This window comes from Pseudomonas sp. C2B4, assembly GCF_013359695.1.
Taxonomy (GTDB): Bacteria; Pseudomonadota; Gammaproteobacteria; order Pseudomonadales; family Pseudomonadaceae; genus Aquipseudomonas.
In genome coordinates, this window is sequence record NZ_JABFMU010000011.1 from 35,162 (window position 1) to 49,865 (window position 14,704).

Genomic DNA, 14,704 nt, shown 5'->3' on the forward strand with positions numbered 1-14,704 from the left:
TCGAGGATTCACCCATGAGCAAGATCGAAAAAGTCCTGGCCACCGGCAAGACCCACACCACCCTCAGCAGTGCTGGCAACACCCTGCGTGGCCATAATGGCAACCTCGATATCGAACTGTCGTCGCCCGGTTCTGCCCAACCGGCCCACGTATTCGCCGCCACCCAGCCACACCCGAAAGCCGAGCAACTGTTCGCCGGTGCCTGGTCGGCCTGCTACACCGCCGCCGTCGGCCTGGTCGCCCAGGAACGCAACATCGTGCTGCCAGCGGACCTGGCCGTCGACATCGAAGTCGACCTGGGCCAGACGGGTCCGGCCTACTTCCTTCAGGCTCGACTGACCCTGCGCGTGCCGGGCCTGGCTCACGATGTCGCGACAGAACTTGCCCACATCGCCGACTCCATCTGCCCTTACTCCAAAGCCACACGCGGCAACATCGACGTTGCCCTGAACGTAATCACGGCTTGATGCATCATTAATATCGCATGCGATGTTAGCGCACACGAACATAACAGACGGAAAACCTGAGGAAATCATCATGAGCAAGATTGAAAAAGTACTGGCCACCGGCAAAACCCACACCACCCACAGCCGCAGTGGCTCCACTTCACGCGGGCATAACGGCAGCCTCGACATCGAACTGTCGTCGCCGGGCAACGCAACACCGGCGCACGTGTTCAGCGGCGTCCAGCCACACCCGAAAGCCGAGCAACTGTTCGCCGGGGCCTGGTCGGCCTGCTACATCGCCGCGGTGGGCCTGGCCGCCCAACAGGCGAAGGTGACACTGCCAGCGGATCTGGCGGTCGATATCGAAGTCGATCTGGGCCAGACCGGAGCGGAGTACTTCCTCCAGGCTCGCCTGACCTTGCGCGCGCCGGGCCTGGACCATGGCGTCGCCACCGAACTGGCGCACAAGGCGGACGCCATCTGCCCGTACTCCAAGGCAACCCGCGGCAACATTGATGTCGCCCTGAATGTCATTACCGAGTAACACACCGCACGGCCGGTTCGACAGGGTCAGCCCTGGCGAACCGGTCGTCGGCATTTACAGGTCTGCAAGGTCAATGTGATGGCGGCCAGGGATTCGAGCACTTCCGACACCATCGCATCCGACGTATAGTTTCAGTCTTGCAAGATTGGCCAATGAGAATGCCCATGAAAACCACCGACAAGCCCTCCGCCCTGGATCTCAAGCTCTCCGATTTCCTGTGTTTTGCGGTCTATTCCACCAACCTGGCGTTCGGCAAAGCCTACAAGCCGATGCTCGAGCGGCTCGGACTGACCTACACGCAATACATCACCCTGGTTGCACTATGGGAAGAGGACAACCAGACCGTTGGCAGCCTCGGTGAAAAGCTGTTTCTCGAATCCAACACCCTGACGCCGATCCTGAAAAAGCTTGAGGCGATGGGGTATCTGCTGCGTCAGCGCGACCCGGAAGATGAACGCCAGGTGCGGATCAGCCTGACGAAGGAAGGTCGAAACCTGCGCTCGGAATTGACCGAAGACGGCTTCCCGCAAACCGGTCTTGATCCGGATGACTTCGTGCAAATGCAGCAGGCGATCGTGGCGTTGCGCAACAACCTGATTCGCACGACGAATGCCGATAAGTAGTAACAGTTGAACGACTGTGGGAGCGAGCCTGCTCGCGAAGGCGGTGTGCCAGACAACATTGATGTTGAATGTGCCGCCGTCTTCGCGAGCAGGCTCGCTCCCACAGGGGGTTGCTTGTACGAGCCTTATTTATCCGATTTGATCGCCGTCCACACCCGCGTCCGCACCCGCTCCAGTTTCTGCGGCAACGGCTGCACGACATAAAGCGTGGCCAGCGCCTCGCTGGTCGGAGTGAGGTTCGGGTTGCCGGTGATGTCCTTGTTGATCAGCGTCAGCGAGTCCTTGTTGGCATTGGGGTAACCGAGGAAGTCGCTGATGGGCGCGATGACTTTCGGGTCGAGCAAGGTGTTGAGAAATTCGTGGGCTTCGTCAACGTCCTTCGCACTTTTCGGAATGGCGAAGGTATCAAACCAGATCGGTGCGCCCTCCTTCGGCAAGCGCCAATCGACCACCACGCCGTTACCCGCCTCCTTGGCGCGATTGCCAAACTGATAGAAGCTGCCGGAGTAACCGATGGCCACGCAAATATCACCGTTGGCGATGTCGGTCATGTACTTGGCCGAGTTGAAGTAGGTGACGTAGGGGCGAACCTTCAGCATCAGTGCCTTGGCTTTTTCGTAGTCGTCCGGGTTCTGGCTGTTCGGGTCCAGACCCAGGTAATGCAGGGCCAGCGGCAGGATTTCCGAAGGCGAGTCGAGCATGGCCACGCCGCAGGACTTGAGCTTCTCCATGTTTTCCGGCTTGAACACCAGATCCCAGCTGTCCACCGGCGCATTCTCGCCCAGCGCCGCCTTGACCTTGGCCGGGTTGAAGCCGATCAGCACGGTGCCATACATGTAAGGCACGCCGTACTGGTTGCCGGGGTCGTTGGCGTCGAGCAGCTTGAGCAGTGCCGGGTCCTGGTGCTTCCAGTTGGGCAGCTTGGATTTGTCGAGTTTCTGGAACACGCCCGCCTTGATCTGGGTTTCGATGAACTGGTTCGACGGCACCACCAGGTCGTATCCGGAGTTGCCGGTCAGCAGCTTGGCTTCCAGGGACTCATTGGTGTCGAAGGTGTCCCAGGTCACTTTGATGCCGGTTTTCTCGGCAAAGTCCTTGGGCACGGACGGCAGGATGTAATCCGCCCAGTTGTAGACCCTCAACTCGCGCGTTTCGGCCTGCACCGCGCTGGCCAGCAGCGTCAGCCCACAAACCGTGGCGCCCAGGATGCGTTTCATGGTTTCCATGGATCAGTTCCCCAATGTCAGCTCGTTGATTATTTTCTGTTTTGTAGACGGCAGTGACCGCAAGAACGGCCAAGGGCAAAAAAGATCAAGACTCTGGTTATGGATTCGGTCGGCGCTGCTGAGTCCGCAACCCGATCTCGATTCTTGCTGACAGCCTAGACGGTTCACAGCGTGAGGCAGGCCAAAAGGAGATCGATATGGCCAATATCGGTGACCGGATGGTTCTCCCTGTAGGAGCGAGCTCTGCTCGCGATGGACCCAAGGACACCGCGGGTTTCAGGATGCCCGCGTTATCGTTGACGTCCATCGTGAGCAGAGCTCGCTCCTACAGGAAATTGGGGCATAAAAAAACGCCAGTCCCGATCGGAACTGGCGTTTCTTGAAGATGGCAGGGGCGGCTGGATTCGAACCAACGCATGGCAGGATCAAAACCTGCTGCCTTACCGCTTGGCGACGCCCCTGCAAATGTTGCGCTGAATGCCTGGCATTCGACTCCTGATTCACAACCTGTTTAAGGGGCTGTGCTGGAATGCGCGGAAATTTATCAACTTTTGTTTCGTCTGGGAAGCCCCCTACCCACAATTTTTCTTTTAAAACAGCAACTTGTTAGTAGACCTGTTCCCGTTGCAGTTAAAAAAATTCAACGCCAAGGTTGAAATCCCGCCTCTGTCGCGTAAGGCTGTGCAACCAGTAATGTTATGAAAAACCTTTAAAGAGAAGTGAAGTTCCTGTGCTCAAGCTCCCCCGCCAGGCAAACACTCACCGTATTTCCCCTCTGCTGCCGGTACTGTCCGCATGATCGAAGTCACTGAAGTTTCCATTGCCCAACTGCGCGCTGCGCTTGAATCCGGCCAGACCACGTCGGTCGAGCTGGTTGAGGCTTACCTCGCCCGCATCGACGCCTATGACGGCCCCGACACCCCGACCGCGCTCAATGCCGTGGTGGTGCGCAACCCGGATGCGCTGAAAGAAGCGCAGGCCTCCGATGCCCGTCGGGCCAAGGGCGAGCTGCTGGGGCCGCTCGATGGCATTCCTTACACGGCCAAGGACAGCTATCTGGTGAAGGGCCTGACCGCCGCTTCCGGCAGTCCTGCATTCAAGGACCTGGTGGCCTGTCGCGATGCGTTCACCATCGAGCGTCTGCGCGCCACCGGCGCCATCTGCCTGGGCAAGACCAATATGCCGCCCATGGCCAACGGCGGCATGCAACGCGGGGTCTATGGCCGTGCCGAGAGCCCGTATAACGCCGACTACCTCACCGCCCCGTTCGCCTCGGGGTCGTCGAACGGTGCCGGCACGGCCACTGCCGCCAGTTTCGCCGCCTTCGGCCTGGCCGAAGAGACCTGGTCGAGCGGTCGCGGCCCGGCGTCGAACAACGGGTTGTGCGCCTATACGCCTTCACGGGGTGTGATTTCGGTACGCGGCAACTGGCCGCTGACGCCGACCATGGACGTGGTCGTACCGTTTGCCAGGACCATGGCCGACCTGCTCGAAATCCTCGATGTGGTGGTGGCCGAGGACCCGGATACCCGTGGCGACCTGTGGCGCCTGCAACCCTGGGTGCCGATTCCGAGCGTGGCCTCGGTGCGCCCTGCTTCCTATCTGGAGTTGGCCGTGAAGTCCGACTCGCTGGCCGGCAAGCGCTTCGGCATTCCGAAGATGTACATCAACGCTGATCCCGAAGCGGGCACCAGCGAAGCGCCCGGTATCGGTGGCCCGACCGGGCAACGCATCAACACCCGTCCTTCGGTGGTTGGCCTCTGGCAAGAGGCGCGCAAGGCCCTGGAAGCCGCCGGTGCCGAAGTGCTCGAAGTGGATTTCCCGCTGGTGTCCAATTGCGAAGGCGATCGCCCCGGCGCGCCGACCGTGTTCAATCGCGGGATCGTGTCCAAGGAGTTCCTGCACCATGAACTGTGGGACCTGACGGCCTGGGCGTTCGATGATTTCCTGCAAGCCAACGGCGACCCGAAACTGAACCGTCTGGTGGACGTCGACGGCCCGCTGATTTTCCCTCACGACCCGGGCACGTTGCCCAACCGCGAGGGCGATCTGGCCGCCGGCATGGACGAGTACGTGAAGATGGCCGAGCGCGGCATCACGCCCTGGGACCAGATCGCCACCGTGCCCGACGGTTTGCGCGGTCTTGAGCAGACCCGGAAAATCGATCTGGAAGACTGGATGGATCGGCTGGGCCTCGATGCGGTGCTGTTCCCGACGGTGGCTGATGTTGGCCCGGCGGATGCTGACGTCAACCCGGTGTCCGCGGACATCGCGTGGAGCAACGGCATCTGGGTGGCCAACGGCAACCTCGCCATCCGCCACCTGGGCGTGCCGACGGTCACGGTGCCGATGGGGATCATGCCGGACATCGGCATGCCGGTCGGGCTGACCTTTGCCGGTCGTGCCTATGACGATTCGGCGTTGTTGCGTTTTGCGGCGGCGTTCGAGTCCACCGGAAGCAAGCGGCAGATTCCGCCGCGTACCCCGCCATTGCCAACCGTTAAATAAACTGTGGGAGCGAGCCTGCTCGCGAAGGCTGAGTGTCAGACGACATACATGGCGACTGATACTCCGTTTTCGCGAGCAGGCTCGCTCCCACAAGGTTTTGCAGTGACCACGAAATGGGTGGACGTCAAAACGGCACAGTCAGCTTCATCCAGTACGCATTACCCTGCGCCCGGTTTCGCACGCCAGTCTCCTGCTCCCACTTCCCCGTCACGAACCATCCCGCCTTGTTGGTGTATTTGATCGACGGCCCGATGGCCAGCGACCGCCCCTTGTTGTCCTCGATGGTTTCGCCGTTCTGCCGGTCGTCGGTGGTCTGTCGGTAGTAATAGCCGCCGACACCCAGCACCCAGCCATTACCCAGCCCCCAGCCGACGGCATAGTCGACATGAAATTCCTGACCCGAGCGGTAGTCGGTCGCGGGGTTTTCGCGGTTGAAGTCGTACATGATCTTGGCGTCGAGGTTGAGCCCGTTCGGGTCGACATAGGACATGGCGTAGACCGGCTCGATCACCCAGTAATTGCGCCCGGTGTTGGCCAGGTCGCCACGGTCGTAGCGCCCGGTCGGGGCGATCATGTCCAGGGCGAGGATGCTGTGGAATTTTTCGCTGTGATGAAAGCCCAGTGCCGGCCCGAAAATGATGTCGCCCAGGCCTTGCTTGCTTTGCGACTGGCCATTCAATTCAACCTTCAAATCCACCAGCGGCACGATCGCATGCAGCGCCACGCTGGCGCCGAACAGGGTGTAGTCGCTGACCCAGATCAGTCGCGGAGTGATGGCGTTGGCGCGCACGCGAAAATCCACCGGGAGTTTGCGGCCGTCGTTGCCGCGCAGGTTGTCAGCCTCATAGTGGGTGACAAACAGTTGACCGTAGAAACCCGGTGGCGGCATCGCACCGGACATGTAGTTTTCCGCGCCCAATGGATAGGAGGTGCCGCCGCCTTCGGTGGCATGGGCTACCAGTGGCAAGGCAGTCAGTGCAGCAGTCACGATCAGCTTTTTTGTTGTGCGAGTCATGCAGTTCAACCTTTATTGTTGTTATCGGTCCCTGTGGGAGCGAGCCCTTGTGGCGAGGGGATTTATCCCCGTTAGGGCGCGAAGCGGCCTCAAACTGGAAAACAGTTGTGTGTCAGGTACACCGCACACAATGGTTTCACGACTGCTTCGCAGCCGAACGGGGATAAATCCCCTCGCCACAAGGGCTCGCTCCCACAGTGGATCTGCGGTGGTCTCAGGTTTGCAGGTACTCAGATACGTTTGAACAACGCCGAACGCTGGGTCGACTCGCCTCCATCGGCGGCGCTGTAGAAGCGTTCCATGAAGATGTCGCGTTCGAACAAGCGTCCCTGCATCAGGCAGGTAATGGCCGAGTCGATCATCACCGGCGGCCCGCACAGGTAGGCCTTGCGGCTGCTGAAACGGCCGTCGAAATGCTGCTTGGCCGCGTCATGCACATAGCCCTTGAAGCCGGTCCATTCGGCATCCTCGACCGCCTGGCTGAGCGCCGGCACGTAGGTGAAGTTGGCGTGATCCCGGGCCAGGGCCTCGAACAGTTCGCGGTTGTACAGTTCGGCGCGGTTGCGGGCGCCCTGGAACAGAGCGATCTGTCGGGTGTCGCCGGCCTCCAGCAAGTCGAGAATCATCGACTGCGGGCTCGACAGACCCGAGCCGCCAGCAATGAAAATCAAGTCACCGCTTTGCGAGCCACGGACGAAGAACTGCCCATAGGGTCCCGAGAGATCCACCGTATCGCCGACCTTCAACTCATCGTGAATCATGCCGGTGGCCAGCCCGCCGTCGACCCGCCGCACATGCAGTTCGACTTCATCGGCACGGCTCGGTGGATTGGCCAGCGAGAACGCCCGCGTGCCCTCGATGCCGGGCAATTGCAGGTTGATGTACTGCCCGGCCTGGAAGGCCATCGGCCGATCCAGCTTGAGGTGTACGCCCTTGATGGTTGGCGACAGGTCAACCAGCGCACTGACCACCGCCCGGTAATCCTCGACCGGATGCCCGAGGAAATCCGGATCGGCATCGATGTCGGCCTCGATCACCATGTCGCTCTGCGGGATCGCGCAGCACGCCAACACCTTGCCTTCGTCACGCTCCATGTCCATCAGCGCAAAGGACGAGGCCGCGCCGAGGTCCGCTTCGCCTTCCAGCACCTGGACCTTGCACGTGGCGCAGGTGCCGTGGCCGCAGGCAAACGGCAACCAGACCCCCTGGCGCAACGCGGCCTGGAGAATGGTTTGCCCCTCTTCCACTTCGATCTGCTCGCCAGTGGGTTCGATGGTGACTTGGTAACTCATGGCCCTGTCCTCAGTTGAAGCTGCCGGCAATGCCGTTCAAGCCTGGGGTGTCGAGGTGCAGCAGGCTCTTGTGATCAATGCCGTTGGCGATCAGGCTTGCCGCGTTGTCCGGGGTGAACGGCCGGTCGTTGAGGCGCCACAGCGCCTGGCTGAAATCGACCTGTGCCGCGTCCGGGTGACGGGCGATCGAGGGCTTGACCACCTGCTCGATGAAGTCGCCGAACGGCATGGCCCGCGGCAGTGGAAAGGTGAACGGCGCGCAGAACATCAGGTGTTTTTCCCAGCACAGGTACACCAGTTGCAGGCCGTGGAAGTTGTCCTGGCGGTCCAGGGGTTGGGCGTTGTAGGCGCCGATGGCAGTCACGGGCATGATCTTTTTCCTTATTTTTGTCGGTTGAACTGTGGGAGCGAGCCTGCTCGCGAAAGCGGTGTGTCATTCGGCACACATGTCGACTGACATGGCCCCTTCGCGAGCAGGCTCGCTCCCACAATGGATATCGGTTGCGTCAGCCGGCCTTGCGCACATTGGGGTGCCAGTCCTGCCAGCGTCGATGCTCGGTGGAGCCCAGGTACTCGAAGTTGTCCTGGCCGGGATTGATGTTGTAGTAGTCGCGCACCACCGACTCGACGTCGCCGCCACCGCAGTTGCCCTGCAGAATCTGGTGAACCGGCAACCAGGCCTGGATGTACTTGGTCGGCTCGTACTCGAAAATGTCGCAGCAGCCCTGGGAGCAGAAGTGATAGCGCTCGCCCTCGTGTTCGGCGCTGCGATGGCTGAGGGTGGTCGGGTCGTCCGGCTCGCCGAACGACAGCGGGATCTGGCAGATCTGGCAGAGCATCGGCAGGGTCGGGTTGTAGAAACGCTCGCCCTTCTCTTGCAGCGCACGCCAGTGTTCGTAGCGTGGGCGATAGATCTTGTCGAAGGTGTCCGGGTACTTGGACGACAGCCAGTCCAGCTCTTCGTCGGTGGGCATCCAGGTGTGGAAGTTGGTGGCCTGGCTGTATTGGTAGAAGATCGACCAGGCCTGATGGCTGACGTGGTCCTTGCCGATATTGGCTTCTTCAACGTGCTTGGGCGGACGGATGCCGTAGCGCTCCAGGTCCTTGAACAGCGCCCCGCCCGCCTCTTCGAAATACACGCCCCAGGCTTCAGACCAGGACATGACTTTGTTCGGCAGCATGTAGTCCATCATCATCCCCACCAGCGTCAGCAGGCGGTATCCGCGCCAGAACCACTTGTCGATCCAGCGCTGGATGATCGGTACGTTGTCTTCGTGCTGCTCCAGCAGGAACTTGATCACCTCAAGGCCCAGGGTCATGTGTCGGGCTTCGTCGGACTGTGCGGAGAAACCGAAGGTCACCGTGGCCATGTCGCCGTTGAAGGCCGCGCCCGACATGAACGGTACGAACAACAGGTTGGTCAGCACGTACTCGAACGAAAACGAAATCGCCGTGAGGAACTCGAACGGGCCCGCCGTGCGCGCATCCTCGAAGAACGACTTGGGCACCGAGAGAAACCACACCCGGTCGTGCATGTGGGCGAAGTCATGCAGGCCGTTGAAATGCTTGTTGTAGTGACTCATGGCGTGGATCTGGGTCTGCACGTGGCGCAGTTCGTCGATGGCCTGCATCTGGCAGGCGATCCGCGCACCGGCGCCGCTGAACTGTCGGCCGACCCGGGCGAAGCCTTGATAGGCCTGGTACTCCAGCGGTGTCACACCGGACAGGAACAGCTTCAGCGCGTTGACATAACGGGCGTCGGACAAGGTCGTATGGCCGTTGTTTTGCGAGAACGCGTCGAAGATCGCGTAGAGCTTCTTCTCTTTCTCGGCCTGGTATTTCCAGTAGGTGTCCATGGTCAGGCGGAACGGGTCTTCCCACTTGTCCCAATCGGTGATCTTGATCCCCTCGAAGCGCTCGTGAGGATAGATGTCCTCGTGAGTCTGGTAGCTTGGCTCCCAGTCCAGGTCACGGGTCATGCAGCGGTATTTTTCTTTGGCATTGAGGCGTTTTTTCACGGCCATGATGGCGCTCCCGAATTCTTGTTATGGATCATTGGCTACAGGCTCGATCAGCTGTTCCAGTACAGGGAAAAGCTGTCGTCCTCTTCCACGACGTTGCCGCCCAGGGTGATCACGTACATCAGCATTTCCTGGATGTCCCAGGGGCTGCCGGTGAGCTGCTCGACCGTGTCGCGGCGAATGTCCAGCCGGCCCTCGGCCTCGATGCGGATCATCGAAGGCTGGTGCTGGATCTCGGCATGGGGGTTGTCCTGCACGATGGCGTCGACGATCGAGCGGGCGTAGTCGGTGTCCTGCAGGTTCATGTAAACGAGGGAAGTCATGGGCGTGCTCCAAGTCCGATTTTCTTCAGGCGGGCGGCGAACTCGGTGCACACGGCATCCAGCGCCGACTCATCGAGACCCAACCCGGCCAGGGGACGCAGGGCCTCGACCGAGCGCTGGCTCCAGTGATCGATCCAGCCCTGAACCAGGTCCTTGTTGGCCTGGCTTTCGTTGACCACGGTCTTGAGCAAGCCGTCGACCCAGCGCTGGCTCTCGGCGAACCACAGGCGCATGAACTCGGTCAGCATGCCGACCTGGCCGGCGCCGTTGGCCGACAGTTGCTCGTCGAGTTTGTGGAACAGCAGCGGGTACACCAGGCCGTCGCTGACCAGGTTCTGGGCGACGGTCAGTTCGAACCAGTCGCGCACCACCAGGGTGTCCTCGACGTAGCGGCGCAGGCCCTGCCACGCAGGATCGTTGAGCCACTGCTGCTTGGCCTGGGCCAGCAGCAACACGTCGCCGTCATCAAGCATCAGGCCGATCCGCGACAGGTACTGGGCGATGCCCAAACGGTCCATGGCCTGGAACATGTGCATCTGCGTGACGCTGGTGCCGAAGCCGTCAGCAGCGATGTTGCTGTTGTTCATGTTGGCGCCCATCTCGGCGTGGCGCAGGGGCAACATCAACTGGCTGATCAGTTGGATATTGGCGCTGGACAGGCCGGCAAGCATGTCGCGCTTCTCGCAGAAGGCGTAGTCGTGCTCGGCGTTTTCCTGCATCTTGGCCCGGGCCTGGACGTAGGCGCCGTAGTAGTACTGGCGTGGGTCGGTGACCGCGTACCAGTCGGCCATGACCACCGCGGTACGTGTGGCGTCATTGAGCAACTTGTCCGGCTGCCACAGCGGCCGGTAATGAAAGTTGGTGGCCGATTCCAGGTCGAAATTGGCTTCCTGATAACGGCTGGCGACCTTGTCGCCAAACCGGCGACGGGTGTGGCTGAAGGTGTTGCGGATCGTCTCGACGGTGGTCGTCTTGATCTCGACACTCATGGAGTGGACTCCTGTGGTTATTGTTCTGTGGGTACGGTGGATGGCTCAGTCCGCGTCGCGGCCTTCGCCGTAGCGCCACTTGCGCGCATCGGCGTCGAGGGCCTCGCACATCTGCGTGTCCATGTGCTGCACCTGGTTGACTTCGCAAAACTGGAGGAACGCCTTGCGCGGCAATACCAGCTCGACAAACAGGTCGGGAAAGCCGATGGCGAAATCGAATTCGACGAAGGTGTCATCAGGTCCGCTGCGGACGCGGACGTAGCGCGGCATCTGGTCGAAGTGGGTGGCAGGTTGGCTCATGCTCGGGTACTCCCTTGTTATGGTCGGGGTACGGAGCAACAAGGGTGCCAGCGTTGGAAAATCGTCTGGAATTGATTTTTTATTCGTTTAAAAACAGTCAGTTGCGATGCGAACTGATGACAAGCGAGTGACCCAGCTCCGCTAAGAAGCCCGCTCCACGGACCGACAAATTGATCATTTGCTTAATCGCCTCCAGCGTCTTCGATCAAATGAACCAATCACACGGCGATTGACTTTTCGCCCACTTTCAGGCCGCTTAGAAAAAGAGAAAACGACCTTGCCTTGCTTGAAAAACCGGTCGCTAATGATGCGTAAAAAACCGCCATTGCCTGAGCGGTACGCGTCACCCCCCCCCCCCAATAACTACAACCCCAGGGGCGCAGTGAATGATCACCACGTACAAGGCTTCCCAGCTCCCGCCGTCACTCAAGGATCTGAGTGATCAGGTTCGCTTTCACGGGTCCGAGGGAAAGATCTGGCTGGACGAGCAACGCATGCTGCTGATCCAGGTGTCGATGATGGCGTCCTTCAGACGCGAACTGATCGAGATGCTCGGCGTCGAGCGCGCCAAGGGTTTTTTCCTGCGCCTGGGCTATCAGTCCGGGCTCAAGGACGCGGAACTGGCGCGCAAGTTGCGGCCCCATGGCACCGATGTCGAAATGTTCTTCACCGGTCCGCAACTGCACTCGCTCAAGGGCATGGTCAATGTCCGCCCGCAGGCAATCGATATCGATCTGGAGAACGGCCAGTTCTACGCCGACATCGAATGGCAGGACTCCTTCGAAGTGGAAAACTGCCAGAGCGAGAACCTGCATTCCGAGCAACCTGTGTGCTGGATGCTGCTCGGTTATGCCATCAGCTACAGCTCGTTTTTTCTCGGACGGCAGATCATCTACAAGGAGGTCAGCTGTCGCGGTTGCGGTGATGCGCAATGCCGGATCATCGGCAAACCGGCCGAGCAATGGGACGATGCCGAAGAGATCATGCGTTACTTCCAGAGCGACCCGATCATCGACGAACTGCAAGCGTTGCAAGTGCAGGTGGCGAACATGCGCCAGCGCTTGCAGATCGAGGCCGGCAAGTTCTACGGCATCGGCCAGTCGGCGATCTATCGCCGCACCTGCGCGCTGATCGACAAGGTGGCCCTGGGCAAGGCGTCGGTGTTGCTGCTGGGCGAGACCGGCGTGGGCAAGGAAGTCATCGCCCGCAGCCTGCACCTGCGCAGCGAACGTGCGGGCGGGCCCTTCATCGCGCTGAACTGCGCCGCGATCCCGGCGGACCTGATCGAGGCCGAACTGTTCGGCGTGGAAAAAGGCGCCTACACCGGCGCTCAGCAGTCACGCATGGGCCGCTTCGAGCGGGCCAATGGCGGCACGCTGTTCCTCGATGAAATCGTCGAACTGAGCCCTCGCGCCCAAGCCACGCTGCTGCGCGTGTTGCAGGAACAGGAACTGGAACGAGTCGGTGATTCGCAGACCCGCAAGGTCGACGTGCGCGTCATCACCGCCACCCACGAGGACCTCGAAAACGCCGTCAAGCAAGGCCGTTTCCGCGCCGACCTGTTCTATCGCCTGAACGTGTTCCCGGTGCGTATCCCGGCCTTGCGTGACCGTCGCGAAGACATCCCGCTGCTGATCGAGCACTTCCTGGAAAAACTCCACGCCAGCTACAAGAAAAAGACCCTCGGCCTGTCTGACCGGGCCTTGCAGATGTGCCTGCACTACGACTGGCCCGGCAACATCCGCGAGCTGGAAAACCTGATGGAACGCGGCGTGATCATCACCGACGAGAACCAGAGCATCACCGTCGACGCCCTCTTCCCGCACTCACCGCAACAGGCCGAAAGCATTGGCCTGGCCAGTGACGGGCGGCTGGTCAAATCAACGTCGACGCCCGGCCAGGACTGGGTCGACCGGATCATCGACAGTGGCATCGCCCTGGACTCGGTGGAGGATGCGTTGATTCATGCGGCCATGGAACGCAGCCAGCAGAACGTCTCGGAAGCGGCGCGCCTGCTGGGCATCACCCGTCCTGCGCTGGCTTACCGCTTGAAGAAATCCCCCACGGGTTGATCATTTGAATAACCCTCCTGGCCGGCACTGATCATTTGCTCAACGCCGGCCTGTTTTTTTTGTGGGAGCGAGCCTGCTCGCGAAGGTCGTGAACGAAGACGCGTAGAGTCAGTCCCCCCGCGGCGCCATTGAGCTTTTCGCGAGCAGGCTCGCTCCCACAGGGGTGACAGACAGGGTTCACTCACGCATTGGCACCCAGCTTGCTATGACTTGAAGCACTGCCTTCAACCACAACAAGAGCCTGCCCCATGACCGTGAAACTGTCCCACACCGAAGCTGCCCGGCAATTCCTCGACGAGGCCAGCGGCCTGACCCACCACGCGGGTAACCCGCGCTTGAAGGTGGTGGTCAATGCCATCCTCCAGCACACCGTGCAAATCATCGAGATCCACCAGATCAGCCCCGAGGAATTCTGGACGGCGGTCAATTACCTCAACGAACTCGGTGCCCGCGGTGAGGCCGGTTTGCTGGCCGCCGGTTTGGGCCTTGAGCATTACCTTGACCTGTTGCTCGATGCCAAGGATCAGCAGGCCGGCATTCACGGCGGCACGCCGAGGACCATCGAAGGCCCGCTGTATGTCGCGGGCGCGCCGTTGTCCGAGCATGAAGCGCGGCTGGACGACGGGCAGGATGCGGGCACGGTGCTGTTCATGCAGGGTCGGGTTTTCGATCTGGCGGGGCAACCGCTGGCGGGCGCAGTGGTGGACGTTTGGCACGCCAACACCCAAGGCAACTATTCGTACTTCGACCCCAATCAGTCGGCGTTCAACCTGCGTCGCCGGATCGTCACCGATGACCAGGGCAACTACCGCTTTCGCAGCATCGTGCCGAGCGGCTATGGCTGCCCACCGGATGGCCCGACCCAGAAACTGCTGGACGGCATTGGTCGCCATGGCCAGCGCCCGGCGCATATCCACTTTTTTCTCAGCGCACCGGGTTACCGCCACCTGACCACGCAGATCAACCTGGCGGGCGACCAATACCTGCACGACGATTTTGCCTATGCCACGCGGGATGAGTTGATCGCCGACATCCGCTTCAACGACGATCCGGCTGCGTGCAAGGAGAAAGGTGTCGAGGGGCGGTTCGCAGAAATCACTTTCGACTTCACCCTGCATCCGAGCCGCGACGCTGGCGATGAAAGCCGTCGCCAGCGGGTGCGTGCATTGGAATCCTGAAGCACGCCCCCTGTAGGAGCTGCCGCAGGCTGCGATCTTTTGATTTTGCGTACAGACGCGGGACCTGTGGGAGCGAGCTTGCTCGCGATGGCGGCGTGTCAGGCACTGCTGATGTTGAATGTGCCGGCCTCATCGCGAGCAAGCTCGCTCCCACAGGGGAATGCGTA

14 protein-coding genes and 1 tRNA gene are annotated in these 14,704 nt (G+C 60.8%); 6 read left to right on the plus strand and 9 right to left on the minus strand.

Annotation, left to right across the window (positions count from 1 at the left end; genetic code table 11):
• Positions 1-14 precede the first annotated feature (14 nt).
• From HNQ83_RS10500 to HNQ83_RS10510, 3 genes are all read left to right on the plus strand, one after another.
• Positions 15-467, plus strand: a complete 453-nt coding sequence (locus tag HNQ83_RS10500; RefSeq protein ID WP_175388880.1) for an Ohr family peroxiredoxin — start codon at positions 15-17, stop codon at positions 465-467.
• 70 nt (positions 468-537) lie between these two features.
• Positions 538-990, plus strand: coding sequence for an Ohr family peroxiredoxin (locus tag HNQ83_RS10505; protein ID WP_175388881.1), 453 nt, complete (start codon positions 538-540; stop codon positions 988-990).
• A gap of 164 nt (positions 991-1,154) precedes the next feature.
• Complete coding sequence (locus HNQ83_RS10510; protein ID WP_175388882.1) at positions 1,155-1,613, plus strand: MarR family winged helix-turn-helix transcriptional regulator; 459 nt, start codon at positions 1,155-1,157, stop codon at positions 1,611-1,613.
• Positions 1,614-1,738: 125 nt separating this feature from the next.
• Here the strand turns inward: HNQ83_RS10510 and HNQ83_RS10515 are convergent, their stop codons facing one another.
• Both HNQ83_RS10515 and HNQ83_RS10520 read right to left on the minus strand, forming a co-directional pair.
• A complete protein-coding gene (locus HNQ83_RS10515; protein ID WP_175388883.1) occupies positions 1,739-2,839 on the minus strand; it encodes a polyamine ABC transporter substrate-binding protein in 1,101 nt (366 codons plus the stop codon).
• A 386-nt stretch (positions 2,840-3,225) separates the two neighbouring features.
• A tRNA-Gln gene (locus tag HNQ83_RS10520) sits at positions 3,226-3,300 on the minus strand.
• A 334-nt stretch (positions 3,301-3,634) separates the two neighbouring features.
• On the opposite strand from HNQ83_RS10520, the gene HNQ83_RS10525 reads away from it, so the two are divergent.
• On the plus strand, positions 3,635-5,347 hold the full coding sequence (locus HNQ83_RS10525; protein WP_175388884.1) for an amidase: 1,713 nt from the start codon (positions 3,635-3,637) through the stop codon (positions 5,345-5,347).
• Positions 5,348-5,471: 124 nt separating this feature from the next.
• Here the strand turns inward: HNQ83_RS10525 and HNQ83_RS10530 are convergent, their stop codons facing one another.
• The 7 genes from HNQ83_RS10530 to HNQ83_RS10560 form a co-directional block, all read right to left on the minus strand.
• The gene (locus tag HNQ83_RS10530; RefSeq protein ID WP_175388885.1) at positions 5,472-6,362 is read right to left on the minus strand and encodes a transporter; all 891 of its coding nucleotides are present in this window, start codon (positions 6,360-6,362) and stop codon (positions 5,472-5,474) included.
• Positions 6,363-6,592: 230 nt separating this feature from the next.
• Entirely contained in the window at positions 6,593-7,654 is a 1,062-nt protein-coding gene (locus tag HNQ83_RS10535) for an NADH:ubiquinone reductase (Na(+)-transporting) subunit F (RefSeq protein ID WP_175388886.1), read from the minus strand.
• A 10-nt stretch (positions 7,655-7,664) separates the two neighbouring features.
• Positions 7,665-8,024 carry a phenol hydroxylase subunit P4 gene (locus HNQ83_RS10540; protein WP_175388887.1) on the minus strand — a complete coding sequence of 120 codons (360 nt, stop codon included), beginning with the start codon at positions 8,022-8,024 and terminating at the stop codon, positions 7,665-7,667.
• 136 nt (positions 8,025-8,160) lie between these two features.
• Positions 8,161-9,678 carry an aromatic/alkene/methane monooxygenase hydroxylase/oxygenase subunit alpha gene (locus HNQ83_RS10545; RefSeq protein ID WP_175388888.1) on the minus strand — a complete coding sequence of 506 codons (1,518 nt, stop codon included), beginning with the start codon at positions 9,676-9,678 and terminating at the stop codon, positions 8,161-8,163.
• 47 nt (positions 9,679-9,725) lie between these two features.
• Positions 9,726-9,998: an MmoB/DmpM family protein gene (locus HNQ83_RS10550; protein WP_130210668.1), complete on the minus strand. Its 273-nt coding sequence runs from the start codon at positions 9,996-9,998 to the stop codon at positions 9,726-9,728.
• Positions 9,995-10,987 carry an aromatic/alkene monooxygenase hydroxylase subunit beta gene (locus HNQ83_RS10555; RefSeq protein WP_175388889.1) on the minus strand — a complete coding sequence of 331 codons (993 nt, stop codon included), beginning with the start codon at positions 10,985-10,987 and terminating at the stop codon, positions 9,995-9,997. The genes HNQ83_RS10550 and HNQ83_RS10555 overlap by 4 nt, the downstream gene beginning before the upstream one ends.
• A gap of 45 nt (positions 10,988-11,032) precedes the next feature.
• Positions 11,033-11,287 (minus strand): phenol hydroxylase subunit, encoded by a 255-nt coding sequence (locus HNQ83_RS10560; RefSeq protein ID WP_175388890.1) that lies wholly within the window; start codon positions 11,285-11,287, stop codon positions 11,033-11,035.
• Positions 11,288-11,673: 386 nt separating this feature from the next.
• Between HNQ83_RS10560 and HNQ83_RS10565 the strand changes: the two genes are divergently transcribed.
• Both HNQ83_RS10565 and catA read left to right on the plus strand, forming a co-directional pair.
• A complete protein-coding gene (locus tag HNQ83_RS10565) occupies positions 11,674-13,359 on the plus strand; it encodes a sigma-54-dependent Fis family transcriptional regulator (RefSeq protein WP_175388891.1) in 1,686 nt (561 codons plus the stop codon).
• A 248-nt stretch (positions 13,360-13,607) separates the two neighbouring features.
• Positions 13,608-14,537: a catechol 1,2-dioxygenase gene (gene catA / locus HNQ83_RS10570; RefSeq protein WP_175388892.1), complete on the plus strand. Its 930-nt coding sequence runs from the start codon at positions 13,608-13,610 to the stop codon at positions 14,535-14,537.
• Positions 14,538-14,704 lie beyond the last annotated feature (167 nt).

Coding starts and splice junctions, on each gene's coding strand:
- HNQ83_RS10500 (WP_175388880.1), top strand. CDS start 15: ATGAGCAAGATCGAAAAAGTCCTGGCCACCGGCAAGACCCACACCACC.
- HNQ83_RS10505 (WP_175388881.1), top strand. CDS start 538: ATGAGCAAGATTGAAAAAGTACTGGCCACCGGCAAAACCCACACCACC.
- HNQ83_RS10510 (WP_175388882.1), top strand. CDS start 1,155: ATGAAAACCACCGACAAGCCCTCCGCCCTGGATCTCAAGCTCTCCGAT.
- HNQ83_RS10515 (WP_175388883.1), bottom strand. CDS start 2,839: ATGGAAACCATGAAACGCATCCTGGGCGCCACGGTTTGTGGGCTGACG.
- HNQ83_RS10525 (WP_175388884.1), top strand. CDS start 3,635: ATGATCGAAGTCACTGAAGTTTCCATTGCCCAACTGCGCGCTGCGCTT.
- HNQ83_RS10530 (WP_175388885.1), bottom strand. CDS start 6,362: ATGACTCGCACAACAAAAAAGCTGATCGTGACTGCTGCACTGACTGCC.
- HNQ83_RS10535 (WP_175388886.1), bottom strand. CDS start 7,654: ATGAGTTACCAAGTCACCATCGAACCCACTGGCGAGCAGATCGAAGTG.
- HNQ83_RS10540 (WP_175388887.1), bottom strand. CDS start 8,024: ATGCCCGTGACTGCCATCGGCGCCTACAACGCCCAACCCCTGGACCGC.
- HNQ83_RS10545 (WP_175388888.1), bottom strand. CDS start 9,678: ATGGCCGTGAAAAAACGCCTCAATGCCAAAGAAAAATACCGCTGCATG.
- HNQ83_RS10550 (WP_130210668.1), bottom strand. CDS start 9,998: ATGACTTCCCTCGTTTACATGAACCTGCAGGACACCGACTACGCCCGC.
- HNQ83_RS10555 (WP_175388889.1), bottom strand. CDS start 10,987: ATGAGTGTCGAGATCAAGACGACCACCGTCGAGACGATCCGCAACACC.
- HNQ83_RS10560 (WP_175388890.1), bottom strand. CDS start 11,287: ATGAGCCAACCTGCCACCCACTTCGACCAGATGCCGCGCTACGTCCGC.
- HNQ83_RS10565 (WP_175388891.1), top strand. CDS start 11,674: ATGATCACCACGTACAAGGCTTCCCAGCTCCCGCCGTCACTCAAGGAT.
- catA (WP_175388892.1), top strand. CDS start 13,608: ATGACCGTGAAACTGTCCCACACCGAAGCTGCCCGGCAATTCCTCGAC.